The following is a 22,144-nucleotide window of genomic DNA, read 5'->3' on the forward strand; positions in this document are numbered from 1 at the left end:
ATTCTCCAAATAGGAGCACAAAAACGCCAAATTGTCTTGTTTTGTTGTATTGGAATACAAATTGAAATATACCAACCAAAGTTAGAAAATAACGATCACAAACGACAAACAACATTTAAAAATATGAACTTTAATAATTTAACCATCAAATCGCAGGAAGCCCTGCAACAAGCGCAGCAAATTGCGCAGGGTTCAGGCCATCAGCAAATCGAGAACGAACATATCTTCAAAGGTATTCTTGAGGTTGATGAAAATGTAGCGCCATTCATTTTGAAAAAACTGAATGTGAATGTAAACCTGTTCAAACAAATTCTGGACAGTACGTTACAAAGCTTTCCTAAAGTTAGCGGAAGCGAATTAATGTTTTCCCGTGAAGCCGGAACAACATTGAATGAAGCAACCAGCATTGCTAAAAAAATGAACGATGAATATGTTTCCATCGAACATTTACTGTTGGCAATTTTTAAATCAAAAAGTAAAATAGCGCAAATCCTGAAAGACCAGGGAGTAACCGAAAAAGGTCTGGAAAGTGCTATCAATGAAATCCGTAAAGGCGAACGGGTAACTTCAGCCTCGGCCGAAGAAACCTATAATGCCTTAAACAAATATGCCAAAAATTTAAACCAGCTGGCAAACGACGGGAAACTGGATCCGGTAATCGGGCGTGATGAAGAGATCCGCCGGGTATTACAGATTCTTTCCAGACGTACCAAAAACAATCCGATGCTGGTGGGAGAACCCGGAGTAGGTAAAACGGCTATAGCCGAAGGATTGGCACACCGTATCGTACAGGGCGACGTTCCGGAAAACTTAAAAGACAAAGTAGTCTATTCGTTAGACATGGGTGCTTTAATTGCCGGAGCAAAATACAAAGGTGAATTTGAAGAACGTTTAAAATCCGTTGTGAAAGAAGTAACCTCAGCAGAAGGGGATATTGTACTGTTCATTGACGAAATCCACACACTGGTTGGTGCCGGAGGCGGTGAAGGCGCAATGGACGCTGCCAATATCTTAAAACCGGCGTTGGCACGTGGTGAATTAAGAGCTATTGGTGCGACAACCCTGGATGAATACCAGAAATATTTTGAAAAAGACAAAGCGTTAGAGCGTCGTTTCCAGAAAGTAATGGTAGACGAACCGGATACGGAAAGTGCGATCTCTATTTTGCGTGGTATCAAGGAAAAATATGAAACCCACCACAAAGTGCGTATCAAAGATGATGCGATCATTGCGGCAGTAGAACTGTCACAACGTTATATCACCAACCGTTTCCTTCCGGATAAAGCGATTGACTTAATGGACGAAGCAGCATCCAAACTGCGTATGGAAATCAACTCCAAACCGGAAGAACTAGATGTACTGGACAGAAAGATCATGCAGCTGGAAATCGAAATTGAAGCGATCAAACGTGAAAATGACGAAAACAAATTAAAAATATTAGGATTGGATTTAGCCAATCTGAAAGAAGAACGCAACGAGATTTTCGCCAAATGGAAATCGGAAAAAGATGTTGTGGATAATATCCAGGCGACAAAACAGGAAATTGAAGACCTTAAAATGCAGGCGGAACGTGCAGAACGTGAGGGTGATTACGGTAAAGTAGCCGAGATCCGTTACGGAAAAAGCAAAGAAGCACAGGAACGTCTGGATGTTTTACAAAAACAATTACAGGAAAATCAATCCGGTCATTCGCTGATTAAAGAAGAGGTTACCCACGATGATATTGCCGAAGTAGTTGCCAAATGGACCGGAGTTCCGGTAACCAAAATGCTGCAAAGCGAGCGTGAGAAATTGCTGAAACTGGAAAACGAACTGCACAACAGGGTTGTCGGACAGGAAGAAGCAATCATTGCGATCAGTGATGCCGTTCGCCGAAGCCGTGCCGGATTACAGGATCCGAGAAAACCGATTGGTTCTTTCCTATTCCTGGGAACAACCGGTGTGGGTAAAACCGAATTGGCAAAAGCACTGGCAGAATACCTGTTTGACGATGAAAATGCCATGACGCGTATCGATATGAGTGAATACCAGGAACGCCACAGCGTGAGCCGTTTGGTTGGTGCGCCTCCGGGATATGTGGGCTATGATGAAGGCGGTCAATTAACGGAAGCTGTTCGTAGAAAACCGTATTCGGTGGTTCTGCTGGATGAAATTGAAAAAGCCCATCCGGATACTTTCAACATCCTGTTACAGGTATTGGATGAAGGACGCCTAACAGACAACAAAGGACGTTTGGCCGATTTTAAAAACACGATCATCATCATGACTTCCAATATGGGAAGCCATATCATACAGGAAAAATTCGAAAACCTGAAAGGCAGTGTGGAAGCCGCTACGGAAGCTGCAAAAGTGGAAGTTTTAGGCTTGCTGAAACAAACCGTTCGTCCGGAGTTCATTAACCGTATCGACGAGATTGTAATGTTCACGCCTTTAAGCAATGCCGATATCCGTGAAATTGTTGGTCTGCAATTAAAAAGTGTCATTAAAATGCTGGCACAGCAGCACATCACGATGGATGCAACACCGGAAGCCATTGATTATCTGGCGGTAAAAGGTTATGATCCTCACTTTGGGGCACGTCCGGTAAAACGTGTGATCCAGAAAGAGGTCTTAAACGAATTATCCAAAGAAATCCTTGCCGGAAAAGTCGCTACCGACAGTATTATTTTACTGGACAGTTTCGATGGAAAATTAGTATTCCGCAATCAGACCGAATTAAAAGCGGATACGGAATAACCGTTACAAAAAATCTGAAATCAGTTCAGATTAACAATATAAAGTAGTTTTCATAATTACCCGTACAGGGTTGGTTTTTTGGTTGGAAACACCGGTTCAGGATCTGAATCGGTGTTTTTTTTATGGGGCAATCCAAAGTTTTTATAAATTGGTGCTTATTTTCATGTCATTATGCAATTAACGGAACGAGCCCGAAACTACCTCAGCACCCTCAAAAGAGATCCTGCCTGGATTACGGCAGCTGCGGCTGCAGAAAAGTATTTATCCAAATACCGGCTGACGAATTCCGGCCGGCTGCTGCATATCCAGCAGCAATATTCCGGTTATACTTTTACGGAATATGAAAATCCGGATTATACTGTCCGGCTCCGTTTTTTGTCGGATGTCATTATCGCTAAAAACAAAAAAATATACTATACCACGGTTAATGGCAAAGCCGCTTTCGCTATGGATAACGGAAAAGAAACTCCCGATTACCTGTTAACCGAAGATGGGGCTATCGCCTATTACGATGACGAAGCCTATACCCATTTCTGCCTGTATGAATCTGTTGAAGTCATGATTGAGATCTTAGCTCTGAAAAAAGCATACAGGCATTATGTAACAGCACCCGTAAAAGATTTACAAATAACGGATCTTGAAGCCTTTAAAAACAACATGCACCGGCAGTATTCCTTTCTAAAAGAGTGTTCCGATAGCATTCAGCTTTACTGGCAGACCGATTTCGATATTATCTGCGTTGCCTATAACGCCTATGATGACGCCTATTCCCTGCACATCCGCAGTATTGGCAATTATTATTCGGACCTTATTCTAAAACAGTTTATGGAAGATAATCTTTATATTTGAACAACATAATTTTGATTGATCCGATGATAAAACATCTTCTTATATTAAGCGTATTCGTAAACTCTTTGCTGGTTTATTCCCAAAACAAACCGGCCGGTACTCAATTGGTCAACCGGTTTGCCAGTGCCAAATATATCGGTTTTCACGGCGAAAAAGTGTAGGAGTTTAATTACTCCGGCGGTACTATTCTTGCCGGAAAAACGAACTATGACATTGAGATGATCATCCATGGCCACAAACGAAAGTTCTGGTTTCCGTTTACCAAACAGGAAGCCGACAGCCTGAAAGCTAAAGATTCCATCCCGAAAACGGAAGTCATACCGGGGCTGAACACAGCAGTCAGCGACCGCTATTATTCTGAAAAAGTTACCTATACCCTGAAAGATAAAAAGTACACCGTGTACAAACACGTTGATTACAACTGCTACGACTCTTTATGCGGAAGCCGCCACGATCATATAACATTCCGCACCGGAATCACCTATTTCAGCCCGGATTACGGTTTGCTCTTTATCAGCCTGAACAACAACATGACGTTGGAAATACTGGTCAGCCTGAACGGCAAAGAAGCACCAAAAGACCTGGTTCTTGCCATTTTAAAAGAGAACAATATCAGTCCGGATATCCTTAAAAAGTATAAAAAAGCATAACTTTTATTTCCTAACTTCGCCATTACAACTTAAACAGCATACCCGATGAATACCATCAGTTATTTCGAAATTCAGGCTTCCGATACGGCAAAAGCCATTCAGTTTTATACCAATGTTTTCCAATGGAACATTATACGCGAAGAATCCGTTCCGTATGAATACTTCCGGATCGAAACCAGCGGTACCATTCACGGCGGTCTTTTAAAACGTCCGGTAGCCGTGCCGCCAACAGGATGCGGTACCAATGCCTATACCTGTTCCCTGATAGTTGAAAACTTTGATAAAACAGCGGCTTTGATCCTGGAAAACGGCGGACAGGTGGCCATGCCTAAATTTGCAATACCGGGCAGATGCTGGCAGGGTTATTTTATCGATACCGACAACAATGTATTCGGAATATTTGAAGTGAATGAAAATGCCCGATAGTCCCGATATCTTTCTCCGTATCGAATCCCTGCCCGAAACAAAGCTTATTGGCAAACGGATGCAGATGTCTTTATCCGATAATAAAACGTTCCCGCTATGGAGCAGCTTTATGCCCCGGCGAAAGGAAATCCGGAACAACATCAATGCTGATCTTTTTTCGATGCAGGTCTATGATGGTCCTTTCAATTATAATCCGGATGCCCTTTTTGAAAAATGGGCAGCCGTAGCTGTAACCGATTTCGATACGATACCGCACGACATGGAAGCCTTTACCCTGACCGAAGGCTTGTATGCCGTATTTATTCATAAAGGCGCCGCCAATACCGGCCCGGTAACGTTCCGGTATATTTTTGAAACCTGGTTTCCCACATCCGGATACGCCCTTGACAACCGGCCTCATTTTGAGATTTTAGGAGCGAAATACAAAAACAATGCTCCCGATTCGGAAGAAGAAATCTGGATTCCGGTTAAAGCGGAACAATAGTTATCCGTAAATTTGCTGTTACTATGGAAGAGCTGTTGCAAAAAATGTCGGAATACTATCCCCTGTCGGAAACAACCAAAGCGGCATTACTTTCTTTATTTCAGCATAAGAAAATCAAAAAAAATGATTACCTACTAAGGATCGGAGAAGTTCCGAAGCATTATTATTTTATCAACCAGGGACTGCTCGCCTATTATTTTATTGCCAGTAACGGGGACAGCATTATCAAAAAATTCTTTGCCGAACATTCTTTAGTAGCTTCAACATCGGCAGTTATTCAGGAAACGCCCAGCCAGTTCGCTATTGTTGCGCTCGAAGATTGTGATTATATACAATTCCCGGCGGCAAAATTCAGAGCCTTATTTGATACCCACCACGATCTGGCAATGTTCCAGCTCCGGTATCTGGAAAAAAACTGGGTCGTTGCCAAAGAGAACCTCGAAATCTCGTTAAAATATGACACTGCCAAAGAACGCTACCTGCGCTTCTTAGAGGAATACAAAGCCATTCAAAACCGGATCAAACAACACCATATCGCTTCTTTCCTGGGAATCACCCCCACGCAGCTCAGCCGGATCCGAAAAGAATTAAGTTTATAAACCTCAACATATGTAAAGGCTTTACAATTGAAATCGCAGGAACTTTGCAGTAATACTAATTCAAATTATAAAGTCATGAAACATTTTTTCAGCTTTCTTCTTTTCCTGACAGGAATCACCATCCAGGCCAGTACAACCGAAACCATTAAGGTTTACAGCCCTTCCATGAAAAAGGAAATCAGCGTGATTGTAATATCGCCATCCGTTACCACGCAGCTTTCCAACACGATTTACATTCTTCACGGTTACACCGGCAATCCGCAGCGAACTCTTGAAAAAGACATCCCGACACTGGTAAACCGTGCCGATAAGGAACAAACGATCTTTGTTTTGCCCGATGGCAACTACAACAGCTGGTATGTGAATAGTCCGGTAAATCAGGCTTCTCAGTACGAAACATTTATTGGTTCGGAACTGGTAACCTATATCGACAAGCATTATCCAACGCTGAAAAACCGCAGCAACAGAGGGTTACTGGGTTGGAGCATGGGCGGATACGGCACGCTGTTGATCGGCAGTCAGTACAGCCAGACCTTTGGAATTTTAGGAAGCATGTGCGGTGCCCTGGATATTCGAACGTTCGGAAACGATTACCAGGTGGATAAAGTATTAGGACCAAAAAGCAAACTTTGGGAGCAATACGTCATCAGCAACCGAATAGCCTATTTTAAGACCAGCAACCAGCAGCTAATTCTGGACTGCGGTACCGAAGACCCCTTAATTACCCAAAACAGGACTTTCCACCAGCTGCTTACGGATCAGGCAATTCCACACGAATATATGGAACGTTTGGGCAAACACGACACCGCCTATTGGTCGGAAGCAGCGGAAATACAGCTTTTGTATTTTAACAGGTTTTTTAATGGAAAGTAACGGGGAAAGGGGAAAAGATAAAAAGCAAAAGGCAAAGGGCAAGGGGCAATGCAATGAAGTTGTTTGTTACGGCTATTTCCTTAAAAAGTTGAGTCCTTTCCGGTATTGATCCATGATGTTCTTAAACAGTTCGCCACTGGAAGGTGGTGTTAAAACAATGGCGTCGGCTCCCGATTCGATGGCACTTTCAATACTGTCCATACTTTTTCCGCCGGTTGCCATAACCGGATAACCCGGAACGGCATAAGCGATATGCTCTAAGATTTTACTGGTGTTTTTTCCGCCGGTAATGTGAAAAATATCCACGCCCGCATCCACGCGGTCCTGAAACGAAAAATCGGCTACCGAAACACTGGAAATAATCGGTATGCTGATTTTTTTCCTGATGGCGGCGATATGCTCATTTTTAAAAGGCTGGTTAACAATAATCGCGGCAGCGCCCAATGCTTCCGCCTCTATGGCCATTCCAATTGCTACCTTCCCCTGTGTTAGTCCTCCTCCTACACCACAGATTACCGGTTTGCCGGAGAAGTCAATTAATGCCTTCATAATTTTTGGAGAAGGCGCAAAAGGATAAACTGCCAATACCGCATCGGCATCATTATTTTCAATCAGTGCCATATCCGTAGAAAACAACACCGATTTTATTGTTTTTCCGCCCAGAACGATTCCTTCACAAGCTTTCCCTATGATCTTTGGCGTACTAAGCGGCTTGTTTTCCTCTTTAGTCCGCCTGAAGAAAAGCCTCTGAAAAAAGGTCCTCGCTTTTGTTTCCCCATCCCAAATGGACAGTATATTGAAGTTGGTTTCCATCGTAATGTTGTTTTTTGATTACCGTAAAATTACCGTTTGAATGATCTCAAAAAATAACCTTGAAAGCATCCTGTTCAATTATGTAACATAACGAAGAAAAGATGTAGTAAAGCTGAATTCCTCATTATGCCGGTAACAGGAAACTAACTTTAAAAATTCACCTGTCAATATCAGGCAAATCCATCCTGTAAAAACGTCAGGAATTATACTTTTAGTATACACATTAACAAGATGTTATGATAAAAATAATATTATACCGCTGCTGTAAAAAACGGTAACCAGTGTCCTTACCGGTAAACAAAGCACATTGGCAGTTAGATAAAAAAAACGGAGCTACGGCCGGGTTATCCTAAAAAACTGTTAATCCATCCGTATCATTCCCCTTATTTCTCAGGATAATGGTAAATTTATACTGCTTTTCAGTAGGCACTACTTTCAACATTCAAAACCGTTATCACATGATCAGAACAATAACTTCGGCTATTCTTTTTTTATGCACGTTATTAACTGCCAGCGCGCAGGGCATCAGCTTTGAGCCTGATCTTAACGGCGCACTCAGTAAAGCCAGAAAAGAAAACAAACTCCTGTTTATAGAATATTACAATTCCAATTGCACCGTATGCAAAACACTCGATCCGGTATTTAAAGAAGCCGCTATGGGTGATTTTTACAACAGTAATTTTGTGAACTACCGGATGAATACCGAGAACATGAAAAAGGAAGACAGTTTATACATTGCCAAATCCAAACTGCAGCTGGAAAGTGTTCCTTATTTTCTGTTTTTCGATACGGAAGACAATCTGGTACATTGTTCGGGTGCCAAACCGGATACGGATTACCTGATCAATGGGGTGGGAAAAATAGCCCTGAATCCGGAGGAACGCACCGGAAGTCTTGCCAAAAAATACAATTCCGGCGATAAAAGCGTGCGAACGCTCTACGCCTATTCCAACCTGGCACAGCTCTATAAAGACGAGCGCCTGACCAAACGTCTTGCCGAAAATCTTTACGATGCTTTTCCAAAAGACCAGCTGGCGACCCAAAAAAGCTATACCATCATGAAAAATTGTGTCACTTCGATCGATAACGGATTTTTCACCTACTGGGCAAACAATACCGATAAGCTAAAAGGATTTGAAAAAGGTGCCAAAGAAGGCACCGAAATTAAAGTATTGCAGGACATTCTTTTAAAAACGATTAACAGCGACGACAAAAAGAACTGGAATCTCGCTAAAATAAAGTCCGCTAAAGAGCTTATTCTGAAAACAGGACTCAGTACCAATCCGGATGCTTTTTTATGGCAGCAGGAAGCCGCAGTACTGATAAAAGAAGGCCGCGAACCGGAAGCCTTAGCGCTTTTCACAAAAATGACGGAAGGTGAAGAAATTGGCGGGGCGACTTATATCATCAACAATTTTCTGGATATCGTAAAAGACAAGAATAGTTTTGCAGCGATCAAAGCCAAAATAGACAAATTGCGCAGCAGCACTAAAGACAACGACGACAAAGCCGACATACTGTATTCTGAGCTGCTCTACAATCAGAAAACAAACAATACCGGGGAGCTTAAAAAGCTGCTTCCCAAAGCAACGGATTTCTATAAAGAAAATAAACTTGATATGGCACGGTTGAGTGTGTTCCGATCCAATTAACAGTTTGGAAAACAGCCAAAAAATATCCGGCTAAAAAAGAATCACGGATAACAATAATTTATATTTTTGGTAGTAATTAACCGAAAAATATAAATGGACTCTGAAAAAATTAAACATTTACTCTCTTTTCCTGTAATTGTTGCCGCTTTAGGCTACTTTGTAGACATTTATGATTTACTGCTGTTCGGTATTGTCCGGGTGCCCAGTTTAAAAGCCCTCGGACTGGATGTGGACAATGTCGGGACGATGATCCTTAATTTTCAGATGGTAGGCCTGCTGATAGGCGGAATTGTCTGGGGAATGCTGGGTGATAAAAAAGGTAGACTGTCCGTACTTTTTGGTTCCATATTGGTATATTCCCTGGCAAACATTCTCTGCGGTTTCCTACCGATACTTCCTTTTCAGGATAAAGCGACCACCTATGCCATTTTACGGTTTATAGCCGGATTGGGTTTAGCCGGTGAACTCGGAGCCGGAATCACGCTGGTATCAGAATCGCTTCCAAAGGAACTTCGGGCTATCGGAACGTCCATTGTTGCCGGATTTGGCTTATTGGGTGCCGTAGTTGCCCAGTTAACGGTAGAACTTGCCGGCGACTGGACGTATGCCTATTTTATCGGCGGTTCCTTAGGCCTGTTCCTGTTATTCCTTCGCGTGGGCGTTATGGAATCCGGTATTTATAAAGATATTGAACACGAAGCCGACATACAAAAAGGCAATTTCCTTTCTTTTTTCACCAATAAAGAACGCTTTATACGATATGTAAAGTGTATTGCGATCGGGCTGCCCACCTGGTTTTGTGTAGGCATACTGGCCGTAATGGGCAATCAGTTTGCCCCGTCTTTCGGCATTGGGGAAATAGTACCCGGAAAAGCCATTATGTGGGCCTACGTAGGAATATCGGCCGGCGATTTTGCCAGCGGTATCATTTCGCAATTGCTTCGTTCCCGGAAGAAAGCTATTTTTTATATGATGCTGTTTACCATAATCGGCGTACTGCTGATGCTTTTTGGCGGAACAAAATCGGAGAATATGTATTACTTTTATTGTGCCTGGCTTGGACTGGGAACCGGCTACTGGGCGATGTTTGTCACAGTAGGTGCCGAACAGTTCGGAACGAACATCAGGAGTACCGCAGCCACCACGATACCCAATATGGTTCGCGGCCTGCTTCCGGTAATGTTGCTGGCATTCGATCATCTGAAGGTCGGTAACGGGGTAATTGCCGCCGCCGCTATAGTTGGCCTGGTTGTGTTCACACTGGCTATTTATGCGACCCTTACGATAGCCGAAACACACAATAAAGATCTGGACTATACCGAATAAAAAAAGCTACTGATCAGTAGCTTTTTCTTTTATTATTTCTTATTCATTTCTTCTTTTACATCAGAAGTCATTTTGTCCGCCTTCTTATCGGCTTTTTTCTTCATGTCCTTTGCTTCCGATTTCATGTCGGCTTTCATATCTTTCGCATCCGACTTCATATCCTTAGCTGCTTTATCCATTTTCTTATCAGCTTTTTTCATTTCCTGCTTCATTTCCTTTTTCGCTTCATTCACTTTCTTTTCGGCTTTTTTCTCAGTTTCCTGAGCCGATACCGCCATTGAAAAGAACAAAGCCAGACCTAAATAAACTACTTTTTTCATAATGTTGTTGTTTTGTGATTTGCAGCATAAAATTAAAACGTTTATACTTCAAAAAATGTTAATAATAAATTAAATTAACACTATTAAAAAACAAACTATTTTTAATTAACACATATAAAAAAAGCCGCCTTTTCAGGCAGCTTTTGGAATTATCGTTTTAAAATACGGGCTATTTATGCAGGTATTTTTTGTTTTTAAAGTAAGCCGCTGTTCCCAGTATAGCTACAAAAGCAACGGAATAGTACACAAAATTAGGTGTTACCACTTTGTCCCCTTTCGCATAAGAGTGCAATCCGGTCAGGTAGAAATTCACCCCGAAATAGGTCATTAAGATCGAATAGAACGCTAATACACTAATCAGGTTATAAATCCATTTTCCTCTTAAAGCCGGAACAAAACGCATGTGAATCACAAAGGCATATACCATGATACTCACCAAAGCCCAGGTTTCTTTCGGATCCCATCCCCAGTAACGTCCCCAGCTTTCATTTGCCCATTGTCCTCCTAAGAAGTTACCGATAGTAAGCATAACCAGACCAACTGTTAAGGCCATTTCATTGATATAGGTAATCTCCTTAATATTCAGATCCATTTTGGCTTTGTTCTTCTCGTTGGTAAAGATCATCAGTAATAACGCTACCAAACCTAATATCATTCCCAGCGTAAACGGTCCGTAGCTACCTACAATTACCGCTACGTGGATCATTAACCAATACGAATTCAGTACCGGCTGTAAATTAGCAATAGCAGGATCCATCCAGTTCCAGTGTGCCACCATTAATATCATTGCCGCCACAAAAGCTGTAGAAGCTACCGTTAATTCCGATTTTCTTCCGAAAACAAGTCCGAACAGCATGGTCGCCCATCCTACGTATATCATCGACTCGTAAGCATCACTCCACGGCGCGTGCCCCGAGATATACCAACGGAAAATCAAACCTACGGTGTGCAGCACAAACAATATGGCAATGATCGCATGGCTGATTTTAACCAGGATGTTAACCGTTTTATTCGCATTGAAAATTTTGATGATTACAAACAGGAACATCAATACTCCGGCATACATATACCACGAGAACAGTTTCTTGAAAATATCATATTTGTTATACAGGATCTCCGAATCGATTTTCTTTTCGCTCGGACGCACTTTTGAGCCGTATTTTATCTGGTAGTTTTCCAATCCTTTCAACAGGCTGTTGGACAGCTTATAATCGCCGGTAACGGCAGCTTTATCAATACTGCTCAGATAATACGGAATAACGTTTTTAATGGAATCCAGAGCCGAATTGGTGTGCTCGTTTATTTCCAGGTAAGAAACCCATTTATTATTTGCATCACCCGGAACAGGGAATACTTTTAGAATCTGTCCGCTTAACGCCGAATACAATAAGTTCACTTTTTTATCGGTTTCGATAAAGTCTTTCTGAAACTGATTTGGTACAGCCGCTTTATAAGCTTCATCCAATACTTTTGTCAGTTTATAGTTTCCCCTATCGTCAAAGAAATTTACCAGGGAAGTATATTTTTCACCAACCGGAACCCCGATCAGTTTGTGAATACTGTCATTGTCTTTCTTCAGGTAGATCATCGGAACATTGTACCACACCTGCGGGAATTGCGTCATGGAAAGGAACGTCTGGTCGGAATTCATTCCTTTATAATGATCCTGTTTGCTCACTTTTCGCAATAATTCCGAAGAGAAGGTATTGATAGGCTTCATTCGCCCTCCAAGATCCTGGATGACCAATCGGCCGAATTTTTCTGCCTGTTCTTCACTCACTTTGTATTTAGACAGTAAAGAATCCACCTGCTTGTCTGTAGGTTTCTGGTGCATGTGGTTTTGGGAAAAACCGGCAAACGAAACAAACAAAGCAATCAGCGAAAGCATTTTGGCTTTTTTCGCTTTTACTTTTTCCAATTTGCGTTTTAAATCGCCAAAACGGGTGTTTTTATCAAATAAAATTGCCATAAGACCAATGTATAGTAAGAAGTAACCCAAATAAGTAATATTCGTTCCCCAGCTATCGTGGTTTACAGAAAGTACGGTACCTTTTTCATCCGGGTCAAAAGAAGCCTGGAAGAAACGGTATCCTTTATGATCCAGAATATTATTCATATAAATACGGGCATCGAAGTTTTCGGCGCCGTCTATCACGGTAACTTTACTTTCAAAAGCAGAATAGCTTTTTTCTGTTCCCGGATATTTATCGGCAATAAAATCATTCAATTTAATACTGAAAGGTGTCTGGTACACTTTACTACCATACATCATTGTAAACTCCAGGTTACCCAGTTTAAAAGAGTTCGGAACTCCCATTTTACCTTTGGCACCAAGTAAGGTCACTTCTTTTTCTTTACCGTCCACACGAACCGTTAATACCAAAGCATCGTCTTTTTTATCATCTTTAAAATCGTTGTTCGATTCAAAAGCGACAACTCCTTTCATAGCCGGTTCCGGCAATACAAACTGCGTACCGCCCATATTGTATAACGAACGGAACATCAGGTCCTGCGTAGCATCTTTAGCCACTTTCCCTTTCATCTGGTCTGCCATTCGCATAAAATCACCTTCAAAAGGTGACTTAATTGTATACTTATCCCCTTCCAAAGCAATATTGATCGCACCGTCAGTAGGTTTGTTAAACGCAAATAATACATTGTGGATGTTCTGAACTTCTCCTGCTTTCAGATAGTGTTCATGACGGGTTCCATCGCCCGATTCAACTAATTTCAGGAATAAGGTTCCGTTTTCGGAAGGTTTGATCACTTCTTTAGCACCCATTACGAAATCTTTATATTCGATTTCAAAAGGTGTTTCGTTGAATTTTTTATCAATAGAAAAATCATTATTGGTAACCGGCGACAACAACAAATGCTTTTCAAAGGTTCGTCTTCTCATTTCACCCTGATAATCACCGTCTACAAAAACCGTTAAATAGGTTTTATCGGAAAAGATCTGGTTCGCAGTTTCTCCTTCACGGATTGGCATCACCCCTTCATAACTGATATAACGGGTGATAAAAGCACCCAGAATAATAAAAATAAAAGACAGGTGAAGCAGTAATGTTGCCCATTTTTCCTTTTTGTGCAGCTGGTAACGTTTAATATTTCCGAAGAAATTAATCACAAAGATTGCCATGATTCCCTCAAACCATTTGGTATTATAAATCAGGATTCTGGCCGTTGTGGTATTATATTCGCTTTCAATAAAAGTTCCTACAGCCATTGCCGCTGCAAAAAAAACAAATAAGAAAGCCATTAAACGCGTGGAAGACAAAAAAGAGAATATTTTTTTACCCATGGTAAGTTGGATTTGTTTTTTTATAAATTGTCGCAAAAGTACTTAAAAACAAAATCTGATTAACGCTTTTTAACTTAATATTTAGTAGCTGTTAAAAATCATAAAGCTTTCTTAAAGCCTTCTTTTAATAAAAAAAGTCTTATAACATTTCCGGATTCATTTACACAGAATTATCACAACCGGCTTACCTTAAAACGGTCTGTTTACATTCCTAACCTATTCTTAAACATTCCGTCACATCCATTTATTTATTCGGTAATATTTACATAACCTGAAGCATTGACTTTTGTAGCCAGTAAAAAACACACAACCAAATGACACAACACTACACTACTAAAAAGAATTTACTACGGTTATTTCTCTTTATGGGAACGACCTTTACCTGGGGACAAACGCAGCTCCATTACTGGAACTTTAATGCGCTGCCTTCCGGTAACCTGAATACTGTTGCTCCAGATGCTTCCCTTTTGCCAACCGGAACCGCGATTAGCTATCCCGGAACCGGAGCAGGATATATGGACAATGTGGCTGGATCCGTTCTGAATGCACAAAACGGTGATGCTGCCGGATTGGGATTACGTCCCAGAAATCCCAGCAATACCCGTTCGCTTTTGGTAACAGCCCCAACAACCGGCTATCAGAACATCATCATTAAATTTGCAACGACCAGAACAACACAGGGAGCATCCGTTCAGAATTATTCCTATACGCTTAACGGAACCGATTTTATCACCACCGGATTAACCGTTACTTCCTATTCGCCTCAAACAGAACCTACATATGAAGTGGTCACACTTGACTTTTCGGGAATTACAGGTGTTGCCAACAATCCCAACTTTGCCCTTAAAATAGATTTTGGCGGAACAACTGCGGCAGGATCCAGCGGAAACAACCGTTTCGATAACCTGACCATCACCGGAACAATTGCAGGAGGTACAGACACTACGGCTCCGGTAGCCACCTTTTTACCGGCAAACAATGCCACAAACGTTGCCATAACATCCCAACCTACGATCTCTTTCAATGAGGCTATCCGTTTGGCAGATAATTCCCCTATCAACAATACAAATGTTGATGCCCTTGTGGAATTGCGTTTGGGAAATGCCTCCGGAGCTCCGGTACCTTTTGATGCCACGATCAGCAATAATGTGATCACCATTGCCCCTGCACAACCTTTAACAAACAGTCAGAACTACTATGTGGCGGTTGTACCCAACACTATAGAAGACACTAACGATAATGCGATTACCACTACTCCGTTGTCCGTATTTACAACCGTTGCTTTTGACACCAAAATCGCAATGGCTTCTAATTTTATCACGGTAAATGAAAACCACGGTACTTTAAACTTTAACCTGAACCTTACCGCACCATCCAATGCTTCGGTAGATTTAGTTGTTAAAGCCGCCCCCTTTAGTACCGCTGATACCGGAGATTTCACACTGGCCACGCAGACCCTGCATTTTACAGCCGGCAGTGCGACCACCCAAACCGTTTCGATTCCCATTATCGACGACACTCTGGAAGAGCAGCATGCCGAATATTTTGTGCTGAGTCTTGAAAACCCGGTAGGATTAAGCATTACCGGTAACCCGATGACTACAGTGTATATTAAAGATAACGACAAACAGGCGCCTGTAGCGAATAATGACATCCAGCTGGAATACATCGGAAGTTTTGACCCTTCCGGAGCCAGCAGCAGTTCTTGTGAAATTGTGGTGCACGACCCGGCCACGCAGCGTTTGTTTACCATTAGTGCTATTGCCGACAAGCTGGAAATAATCGATTTCTCCAATCCGGCAGCGTTAAGTGTCGTAAACTCCATCAATATGGCGTCTTATGGCGGAATCACCAGCGTAGCCGTTAAGAATGGCGTAGTGGCTGTGGCTTCTCCAAACGCTAACGAACAACTAAACGGTTCCGTAGTATTTTTTGACACGAACGGAAACTTTTTAAAACAGGTTACAGTAGGTGCTTTACCGGATATGGTTACTTTTTCACATGACGGTACCAAAGTACTGACTGCTAACGAAGGACAACCAAACGATGCCTATACGGTAGATCCGGAAGGTTCTGTTTCCATCATTGACATTTCCGGCGGAATCGCAAGCTTGTCCCAATCCGATGTAACGACCTTATTGTTCACGGCCTATAATGCACAGGAAAGTGCCCTGATTGCTTCCGGTGTTCGTAAAACCAAAAGCAGCAGTACTTTGTCGCAGGATTTCGAACCGGAATACATTACCATCAGCGCCGATTCTCAAAGAGCATGGGTTACCTTACAGGAAAACAACGCTATTGCAGAAATCAATTTAAACACCAAATCCATTGCCGATGTTTGGGCATTGGGCACCAAAGACCTTCGTATTCCGGGTAACGGAATGGACATTTCCGATAACAACAGCGAAGTATTGATTGCCAACTGGCCGGTTGAAGCCTATTATATCCCGGATGCCGTAGCCAACTACACCGTTGGCGGAACCACTTACCTGCTGACAGCTAATGAGGGTGATGAAAAAGAATACAGCGGCCTTACCGAAAGAACAACCATTGGTGCCAATACCTATACTTTAGATCCGGCTGTTTTCCCGAATGCTGCCGTTTTAAAGCAAAATCATAATGCCGGAAGACTGCGTGCGACCAACCTGAACGGAAACACCGATGCCGATGCCGATTATGAACAGATCAGAATATTAGGAGCCCGTTCGTTCTCTATTTTTAATGCCGATACCAAAGCCATCGTATTTGACAGTGGTGACGATTTTGAAATGTACACTGCAATGACCCCTTCCATCAGCCCTATTTTTAATGCCGATCACGGGGACAACGTTAAAAAAGGAAGAAGCCGCGCCAAAGGTCCGGAGCCGGAAGGTATCACCATAGCCGAAATTGCCGGTAAAACATTTGCCTTTATCACACTGGAACGCGTGGGTGGTGTTATGGTATATGACGTAACCAATCCTGCCGATGTGAAATTTGTAGACTATAAAAACAGCCGCAGCGTTTCTGCTTATTCCGGCGATTTAGGTCCGGAAGGCGTAACGTTCATTAGAGCAGCAAACAGCCCTACCGGGAAAAATTATGTGGCTGTAGCCAATGAAATAAGCGGTACGATCAGCATGTATGAAGTGAATACCGCCAACCTTTCCAATGACGATTTCACGAATGCACCGAAAACATTCACGGTATTCCCGAATCCGTCAAACAAAGGTCTGGTGTATTTTAACCGTGTAGCCGATTATCAGTTATACGATCTTTCCGGAAAACTGATTCAGTCGGAGAAAAATGCCTTAACCATCAACACCTCAAAACTAACAGCGGGTATTTACCTTATCCGTACTGCTGAGGGTATTACACAGAAATTAATTGTGAAGTAGTTTATTTATATTTTTAGAAGAAAACCGGATTGGATTCATTTCTGATCCGGTTTTTGGTTTTTAACCAACGTTAAACAAATACAAATTTACAAGGGTTTTGAGCGTGATTCCTTAAATTTGAGTGTCAAATTCATTTAAAAAGACACACCATGAACTGGGAAAATCAACTTACCAAAACAGCCCGCATACACTACCCTGTTATCCAGGCTCCAATGCTTGGCGTGACCACACCCGAAATGGTCGCCGCTGTTTCCAATGAAGGCGGTTTAGGCTCCCTTCCCGTAGGCGGATTATCTCCGGAAAAGACAAAGGAACTGATCCGGAAAACAAAATCGCTTACCCAGAAACCGTTTGCCGTAAACCTGTTTGCCCATTCCCTGCCGGAAACCGATACGGAAAATGCCCTGCAAATGCAGGAATTCCTGATAGCTTTAGGAAAACAAAACGGCATTTCTTTTCCGGTAACCCCCATAACGGCATTTTCATTTTACACATACCAGCAGCAAATCCCGATACTCATTGACGAGCAGATTCCTATTGTCAGTTTTACTTTTGGCATCCTGGATGACAACAGTATCCGGAAACTGAAAGAACACCACATTATATTGATCGGAACGGCAACCTGCCTGGAAGAAGCACTGCTTTTGAACAATAAAGATATCGACATGATCGTTGCCCAGGGCATTGAAGCCGGCGGCCACAGAGGCTCCTTTTTAGAGCACAAACCGCTTCCGCAAATCGGACTGACTGCTTTGCTGTCGGAAATCACGCATCACATTGCCAAACCGGTTCTCGCTTCCGGAGCGATCAATAACGGGAAAACCATCAAAGCCGATTTTGCCATGGGCGCATCCGGCGTACAGATCGGAACGGCTTTTATCGCAACCGATGAGAGTATCGCGATTCCTGCCTATAAAGAGGCTGTTTTAGCCGCTCAGGACACCGACAGCGAACTGACCCGGACTTTTTCAGGACGATGGGCCCGCGGGCTTAAAAACCGTTTTATGGACGCATTGGATAAGGCCGGGATAAACATACCGCCCTATCCTGTTCAGAACAGCCTGACAACCGCCTTCCGGCAAATTGCACAGCAGCAAAACAACAAAGACTTTACCAACCTGTGGAGCGGACAATCGGCTCCGAAGATCCATCTGACTAAATCTGCCGCAGTATTCCGGGAACTGATCCGGCAAACCGAAGCTATCGGTTAAGATAAAACATAAAAAAACCTCAGCTTGCACTGAGGTTCTTTTTTTAAATTCCTATTTCTATCTGGAAACGGACATACCAGTTATTTTTAGTTGTTCCGTTCGCAAAATCCAACTGGTCATACGTTAGCTCCGTTTGCAGCTTAAAAGCATGCTCCCACAAGTATTTCGTCACCCCGATGGTATATTCATTCGTATCCGGCGTTAATGTTTTAATATCCTTATTAGCCGTTTGTGTAGAAAAACGCCCGATGATTTCATAATTTGTCGGGAACGTATAACTCAGCTGATAATCCATCCCTTTACCGGTATAAACATAGTTGCTTAACGTTGGATCAAGCGGATCAATGGCAATCGGATTGTTAGCCGTACGGGACATATAGGTCGCCATAGCAGCCCAGCCGTTGTATTTTAGCATCGCATCTGCAAAAAAGGATTTCATTGTTTTTTGCTGGTACAAATCGTCACCCAGCTGCCCTTGTGTTCTGCGGGCATTGTTATTTTGATGAAAAGCTCCGGAAAGCAATAGTTTTGGTGTTTTTTCACGCGCTAAATCCCCTTCAAAGTTAGATCCGTCTTTTGTAAACGATCCTAACGGGAACAATTCGATCTTACCGGTCAAAGCCACTCCGTTATCCGGGCTTTTCGTCCAGTTACGCCCTTCGCCGGTAGTAACGGCTGTTTTAATATTATACGAAAACGCATCTTTTTTCTCGTTCAGGAAATATGCCTGAATACCAAAATCCCTGTCGATATTGAATTTCGCATTGTTAATGGAACGATCCGTTAACTGCAAAGCTCCCGAAGAGTTCACACGCTGGCGGTTCCCCGGTATCTTCGTTTGCCCGAACGTAAAACTCCAGTTTCTGTTGGGACGGTAAATCACGGCCGCATCACGGATAATGTTGATGTTTTCGCCTTCATGAATTTCTCCTACATCACCCGGTGCAAACGATAATTGCAACACATATAAAAAGTGAGGATTCCCTACATAACCGTCAAAACGCAGACGCAAACGACGGATCTGTCCGTCATAGGCTGCATCTTCGCCTTCATTCTGGATGTACCCGATGCGGTTTTGCATACGGAAACGGATGTTTAACTGAAACAAACTGTCGGCAGAAGTAATTCCAAGTCCTTTTCCGTAGCTATAGTACGGAAGCGCCGCTAATTTTAAATCGTTATCTTTGGTAGAAATCTTGATGTCCTGTGCCTGTAAACCTACAGCAAAGAGCAGCAAAACAATTATTAGTAATTTTCTCATGTTAGTGTTGTGTTATTTGAGAGCAAAACTAATGTTATTTATTGCGTTGTGATATTAAGATAATGTTACCTTTGCGAAAAATTAATGTTATGCAAAACAACTATATAGGATACCATTTTACTGTGGAACCCAAAGAGTTAGGCTCCGAAATTCTGATTGCAGAATTGGGAGAAACGGCTTTTGAAAGTTTTATCGAAACCGAAAACGGGCTTTCTGCTTACGTTCAAAAAGAGCTTTGGCACGAAAATATCCTGGAAGATATCCAGATTTTACATTCGGAAGAATTCAAAATCGAATACACGATGGAAGAGATCGAGCAGGTAAACTGGAATGAAGAATGGGAGAAAAACTTTGAAGCGATCGATGTAGACGGCATCTGCCATATCCGTGCCCCTTTTCACGAAAAAACGGATGCGCAGTACGATATTGTGATCGAACCTAAAATGAGTTTCGGAACCGGTCATCACGAAACCACTTTTATGATGACACAGCATTTGTTAGAAATGGATGTTACCGGCTTAAAAACACTCGATATGGGCTGCGGAACGGCAATTCTTGCCATCCTGGCTGAAATGAAAGGTGCACAGCCAATTGATGCCATCGATATTGACAACTGGTGTTACCTGAATTCCATTGAAAATGCCGAGCGTAACAACTGCAAACACATTACCGTTTATGAAGGGGATGCGTCTTTGTTAACCGATCAGAAATATGATCTGATCATTGCCAACATTAACCGCAACATCCTTTTAAACGACATGCAGGCGTATGTGAACTGTTTAAACAAAGGCGGAATATTGCTGTTAAGCGGATTCTATGAAGAGGACATTCCGTTTATCGATGCCAGCTGTACCGAAAAAGGACTGACGTATGTTAAAAAGTTGCAAAAGAATAATTGGGTATCTTTAAAATATGTAAATTAGCTAAAAAAATTAAAGTAAGCTTCTGATTATGAGTGTTAAAGAAAAAGTTTTAGAAGAAGTAGCCGTTGAAGAATTGATATCCTTAAACAATGAAATTATCTTGTTTAATGACGATGTCAATACTTTTGATCATGTAATCGACACGTTGATTCAGGTTTGCGACCACACTTCTGAACAAGCGGAACAATGTGCTATTTTAGTGCATTATACAGGAAAGTGTACCGTTAAAACCGGTGCTTATTCCGATTTAAAGCCACAATGTCTGCAATTACTCGACGCTGGTTTGAGCGCTGAAATACAATAAAAAAAGTCCCGGATAATCCGGGACTTTTTTATATGACTATTGCTCTTAATGCGGCAGTATATCTTTTAACAAACCATAGATATATGTTCCCAGAAGTGCTCCTAAAAGGATCACTCCCGCACCCCAGAATCCGGCTCCGATAAGGATAAAGATCGGTCCCGGACAAGATCCTACCATCGCCCATCCTAATCCGAATAGAACCCCACCGATAACATACCGGGTAAATCCTTTTTCTTTATCTTCAATTTTTATCGGCGCACCGCTAAAATCTTTCACTTCTTTTCTTTTGATGATCTGGATACCGATCACTCCGGTTACGATAGCAACCATAATGATCCCAAACATGTGGAAAGACTGAAACTGGAACATTTCATAGATGCGGTACCACGAAACGGCTTCCGATTTTGTCAATACAATTCCGAAAATAAAGCCTACAAGTATAAATTTCAAATATTTCATGCTGCTGTCTTAAAAAATTAGGGGTAAAAGAAAATGGGACATAATTAAACCGCCAATAAAAAATCCGATAACGGCAATAAGCGAAGGAAGCTGTAAATTACTCAATCCGGAAATGGCATGTCCGGAAGTACATCCGCCGGCATAACGCGTTCCAAACCCGATCAACAATCCGCCGGCCAAAAGGATAATAAAGGTTTTAGGGTTTTTCATTGCTTCAAATCCCATTAACGAATCCGGAGCCAGTTTCCCGTTTGGTGCTTCTATATTTAAAGCTGCCAGCTGTTCGATTGTTTGCGGATTGATGTTTACCCCGCTGCCGTCACTCAAAAAATGTACGGCAACGAATCCGCCCAGTATTGCGCCGAAAACTACAGCCAGGTTCCATCGCTGCGATTTCCAGTCAAAACGGAAAAATTCAGCAAATCTTCCGGCTCCTGCAATACTGCAAAGGGTTCGTAAATTGGACGACATTCCAAATGCTTTTCCAAAATAAATAAGCGTCAGCATAATCATTCCGATCAAAAAACCTGAAATATACCAAGGCCATGTTCCATAAATAACTTCCATAAATAAACTGATT

At 42.2% G+C, this 22,144-nt stretch carries 20 protein-coding genes; 14 read left to right on the forward strand and 6 right to left on the reverse strand.

The features are described from left to right. The first annotated feature begins 123 nt into the window (after positions 1-123). The 8 genes from clpB (at position 124) to B3394_RS01855 (ending at position 6,617) form a co-directional block, all read left to right on the forward strand. Positions 124-2,736 (forward strand): ATP-dependent chaperone ClpB, encoded by a 2,613-nt coding sequence (gene clpB, locus B3394_RS01820; protein WP_286912341.1) that lies wholly within the window; start codon positions 124-126, stop codon positions 2,734-2,736. A gap of 171 nt (positions 2,737-2,907) precedes the next feature. After that, positions 2,908-3,585, forward strand: coding sequence for a hypothetical protein (locus B3394_RS01825; RefSeq protein WP_286912342.1), 678 nt, complete (start codon positions 2,908-2,910; stop codon positions 3,583-3,585). Positions 3,586-3,608: 23 nt separating this feature from the next. Then, the gene (locus B3394_RS01830) at positions 3,609-3,746 is read left to right on the forward strand and encodes a hypothetical protein (RefSeq protein ID WP_286912343.1); all 138 of its coding nucleotides are present in this window, start codon (positions 3,609-3,611) and stop codon (positions 3,744-3,746) included. Between the two features lie 57 nt (positions 3,747-3,803). Beyond that, positions 3,804-4,235: a hypothetical protein gene (locus B3394_RS01835; protein WP_286912356.1), complete on the forward strand. Its 432-nt coding sequence runs from the start codon at positions 3,804-3,806 to the stop codon at positions 4,233-4,235. 45 nt (positions 4,236-4,280) lie between these two features. After that, positions 4,281-4,661: a VOC family protein gene (locus B3394_RS01840; protein WP_286912359.1), complete on the forward strand. Its 381-nt coding sequence runs from the start codon at positions 4,281-4,283 to the stop codon at positions 4,659-4,661. Further along, the gene (locus B3394_RS01845) at positions 4,645-5,145 is read left to right on the forward strand and encodes a GyrI-like domain-containing protein (RefSeq protein WP_286912361.1); all 501 of its coding nucleotides are present in this window, start codon (positions 4,645-4,647) and stop codon (positions 5,143-5,145) included. Before B3394_RS01840 ends, B3394_RS01845 begins: the two co-directional genes overlap by 17 nt. 23 nt (positions 5,146-5,168) lie before the next feature. Beyond that, positions 5,169-5,744, forward strand: coding sequence for a Crp/Fnr family transcriptional regulator (locus B3394_RS01850; protein WP_177734944.1), 576 nt, complete (start codon positions 5,169-5,171; stop codon positions 5,742-5,744). A gap of 75 nt (positions 5,745-5,819) precedes the next feature. Beyond that, positions 5,820-6,617 (forward strand): alpha/beta hydrolase, encoded by a 798-nt coding sequence (locus B3394_RS01855; protein ID WP_286912363.1) that lies wholly within the window; start codon positions 5,820-5,822, stop codon positions 6,615-6,617. Positions 6,618-6,689: 72 nt separating this feature from the next. Here the strand turns inward: B3394_RS01855 and B3394_RS01860 are convergent, their stop codons facing one another. Beyond that, complete coding sequence (locus tag B3394_RS01860) at positions 6,690-7,430, reverse strand: hypothetical protein (protein ID WP_286912366.1); 741 nt, start codon at positions 7,428-7,430, stop codon at positions 6,690-6,692. Positions 7,431-7,888: 458 nt separating this feature from the next. Between B3394_RS01860 and B3394_RS01865 the strand changes: the two genes are divergently transcribed. Further along, positions 7,889-9,082 (forward strand): thioredoxin family protein, encoded by a 1,194-nt coding sequence (locus B3394_RS01865; protein ID WP_286912368.1) that lies wholly within the window; start codon positions 7,889-7,891, stop codon positions 9,080-9,082. Positions 9,083-9,175: 93 nt separating this feature from the next. Continuing rightward, on the forward strand, positions 9,176-10,408 hold the full coding sequence (locus B3394_RS01870; RefSeq protein WP_177734953.1) for an MFS transporter: 1,233 nt from the start codon (positions 9,176-9,178) through the stop codon (positions 10,406-10,408). Positions 10,409-10,440: 32 nt separating this feature from the next. Here the strand turns inward: B3394_RS01870 and B3394_RS01875 are convergent, their stop codons facing one another. Together B3394_RS01875 and ccsA are read right to left on the reverse strand one after the other, a co-directional pair. Next, positions 10,441-10,728 (reverse strand): hypothetical protein, encoded by a 288-nt coding sequence (locus B3394_RS01875; RefSeq protein ID WP_286912369.1) that lies wholly within the window; start codon positions 10,726-10,728, stop codon positions 10,441-10,443. A gap of 169 nt (positions 10,729-10,897) precedes the next feature. Beyond that, complete coding sequence (gene ccsA, locus B3394_RS01880; RefSeq protein ID WP_177734965.1) at positions 10,898-14,029, reverse strand: cytochrome c biogenesis protein; 3,132 nt, start codon at positions 14,027-14,029, stop codon at positions 10,898-10,900. A gap of 314 nt (positions 14,030-14,343) precedes the next feature. On the opposite strand from ccsA, the gene B3394_RS01885 reads away from it, so the two are divergent. Both B3394_RS01885 and B3394_RS01890 read left to right on the forward strand, forming a co-directional pair. Then, positions 14,344-17,406 (forward strand): choice-of-anchor I family protein, encoded by a 3,063-nt coding sequence (locus B3394_RS01885; protein ID WP_286912371.1) that lies wholly within the window; start codon positions 14,344-14,346, stop codon positions 17,404-17,406. 149 nt (positions 17,407-17,555) lie between these two features. Further along, positions 17,556-18,617 carry an NAD(P)H-dependent flavin oxidoreductase gene (locus tag B3394_RS01890; protein WP_286912374.1) on the forward strand — a complete coding sequence of 354 codons (1,062 nt, stop codon included), beginning with the start codon at positions 17,556-17,558 and terminating at the stop codon, positions 18,615-18,617. A 43-nt stretch (positions 18,618-18,660) separates the two neighbouring features. On the opposite strand, the gene B3394_RS01895 is transcribed toward B3394_RS01890, so the two are convergent. Next, positions 18,661-19,878 carry a porin gene (locus B3394_RS01895; RefSeq protein ID WP_286912381.1) on the reverse strand — a complete coding sequence of 406 codons (1,218 nt, stop codon included), beginning with the start codon at positions 19,876-19,878 and terminating at the stop codon, positions 18,661-18,663. Positions 19,879-19,967: 89 nt separating this feature from the next. Here B3394_RS01895 and prmA point away from each other — a divergent pair, with 89 nt between their 5' ends. Further along, positions 19,968-20,801, forward strand: a complete 834-nt coding sequence (gene prmA / locus B3394_RS01900; RefSeq protein WP_177734973.1) for a 50S ribosomal protein L11 methyltransferase — start codon at positions 19,968-19,970, stop codon at positions 20,799-20,801. Between the two features lie 28 nt (positions 20,802-20,829). Next, positions 20,830-21,105 (forward strand): ATP-dependent Clp protease adaptor ClpS, encoded by a 276-nt coding sequence (locus B3394_RS01905; RefSeq protein WP_177734975.1) that lies wholly within the window; start codon positions 20,830-20,832, stop codon positions 21,103-21,105. Positions 21,106-21,150: 45 nt separating this feature from the next. Here the strand turns inward: B3394_RS01905 and B3394_RS01910 are convergent, their stop codons facing one another. Next, positions 21,151-21,564: a DUF6691 family protein gene (locus tag B3394_RS01910; RefSeq protein WP_177734977.1), complete on the reverse strand. Its 414-nt coding sequence runs from the start codon at positions 21,562-21,564 to the stop codon at positions 21,151-21,153. A gap of 9 nt (positions 21,565-21,573) precedes the next feature. Beyond that, positions 21,574-22,131, reverse strand: coding sequence for a YeeE/YedE family protein (locus B3394_RS01915; protein WP_177734979.1), 558 nt, complete (start codon positions 22,129-22,131; stop codon positions 21,574-21,576). Positions 22,132-22,144: the final 13 nt, after the last annotated feature.

Origin of the sequence: Flavobacterium sp. UBA4197 (assembly GCF_002379575.1) — a bacterium.
Taxonomy (GTDB): Bacteria; Bacteroidota; Bacteroidia; order Flavobacteriales; family Flavobacteriaceae; genus Flavobacterium; species Flavobacterium inviolabile.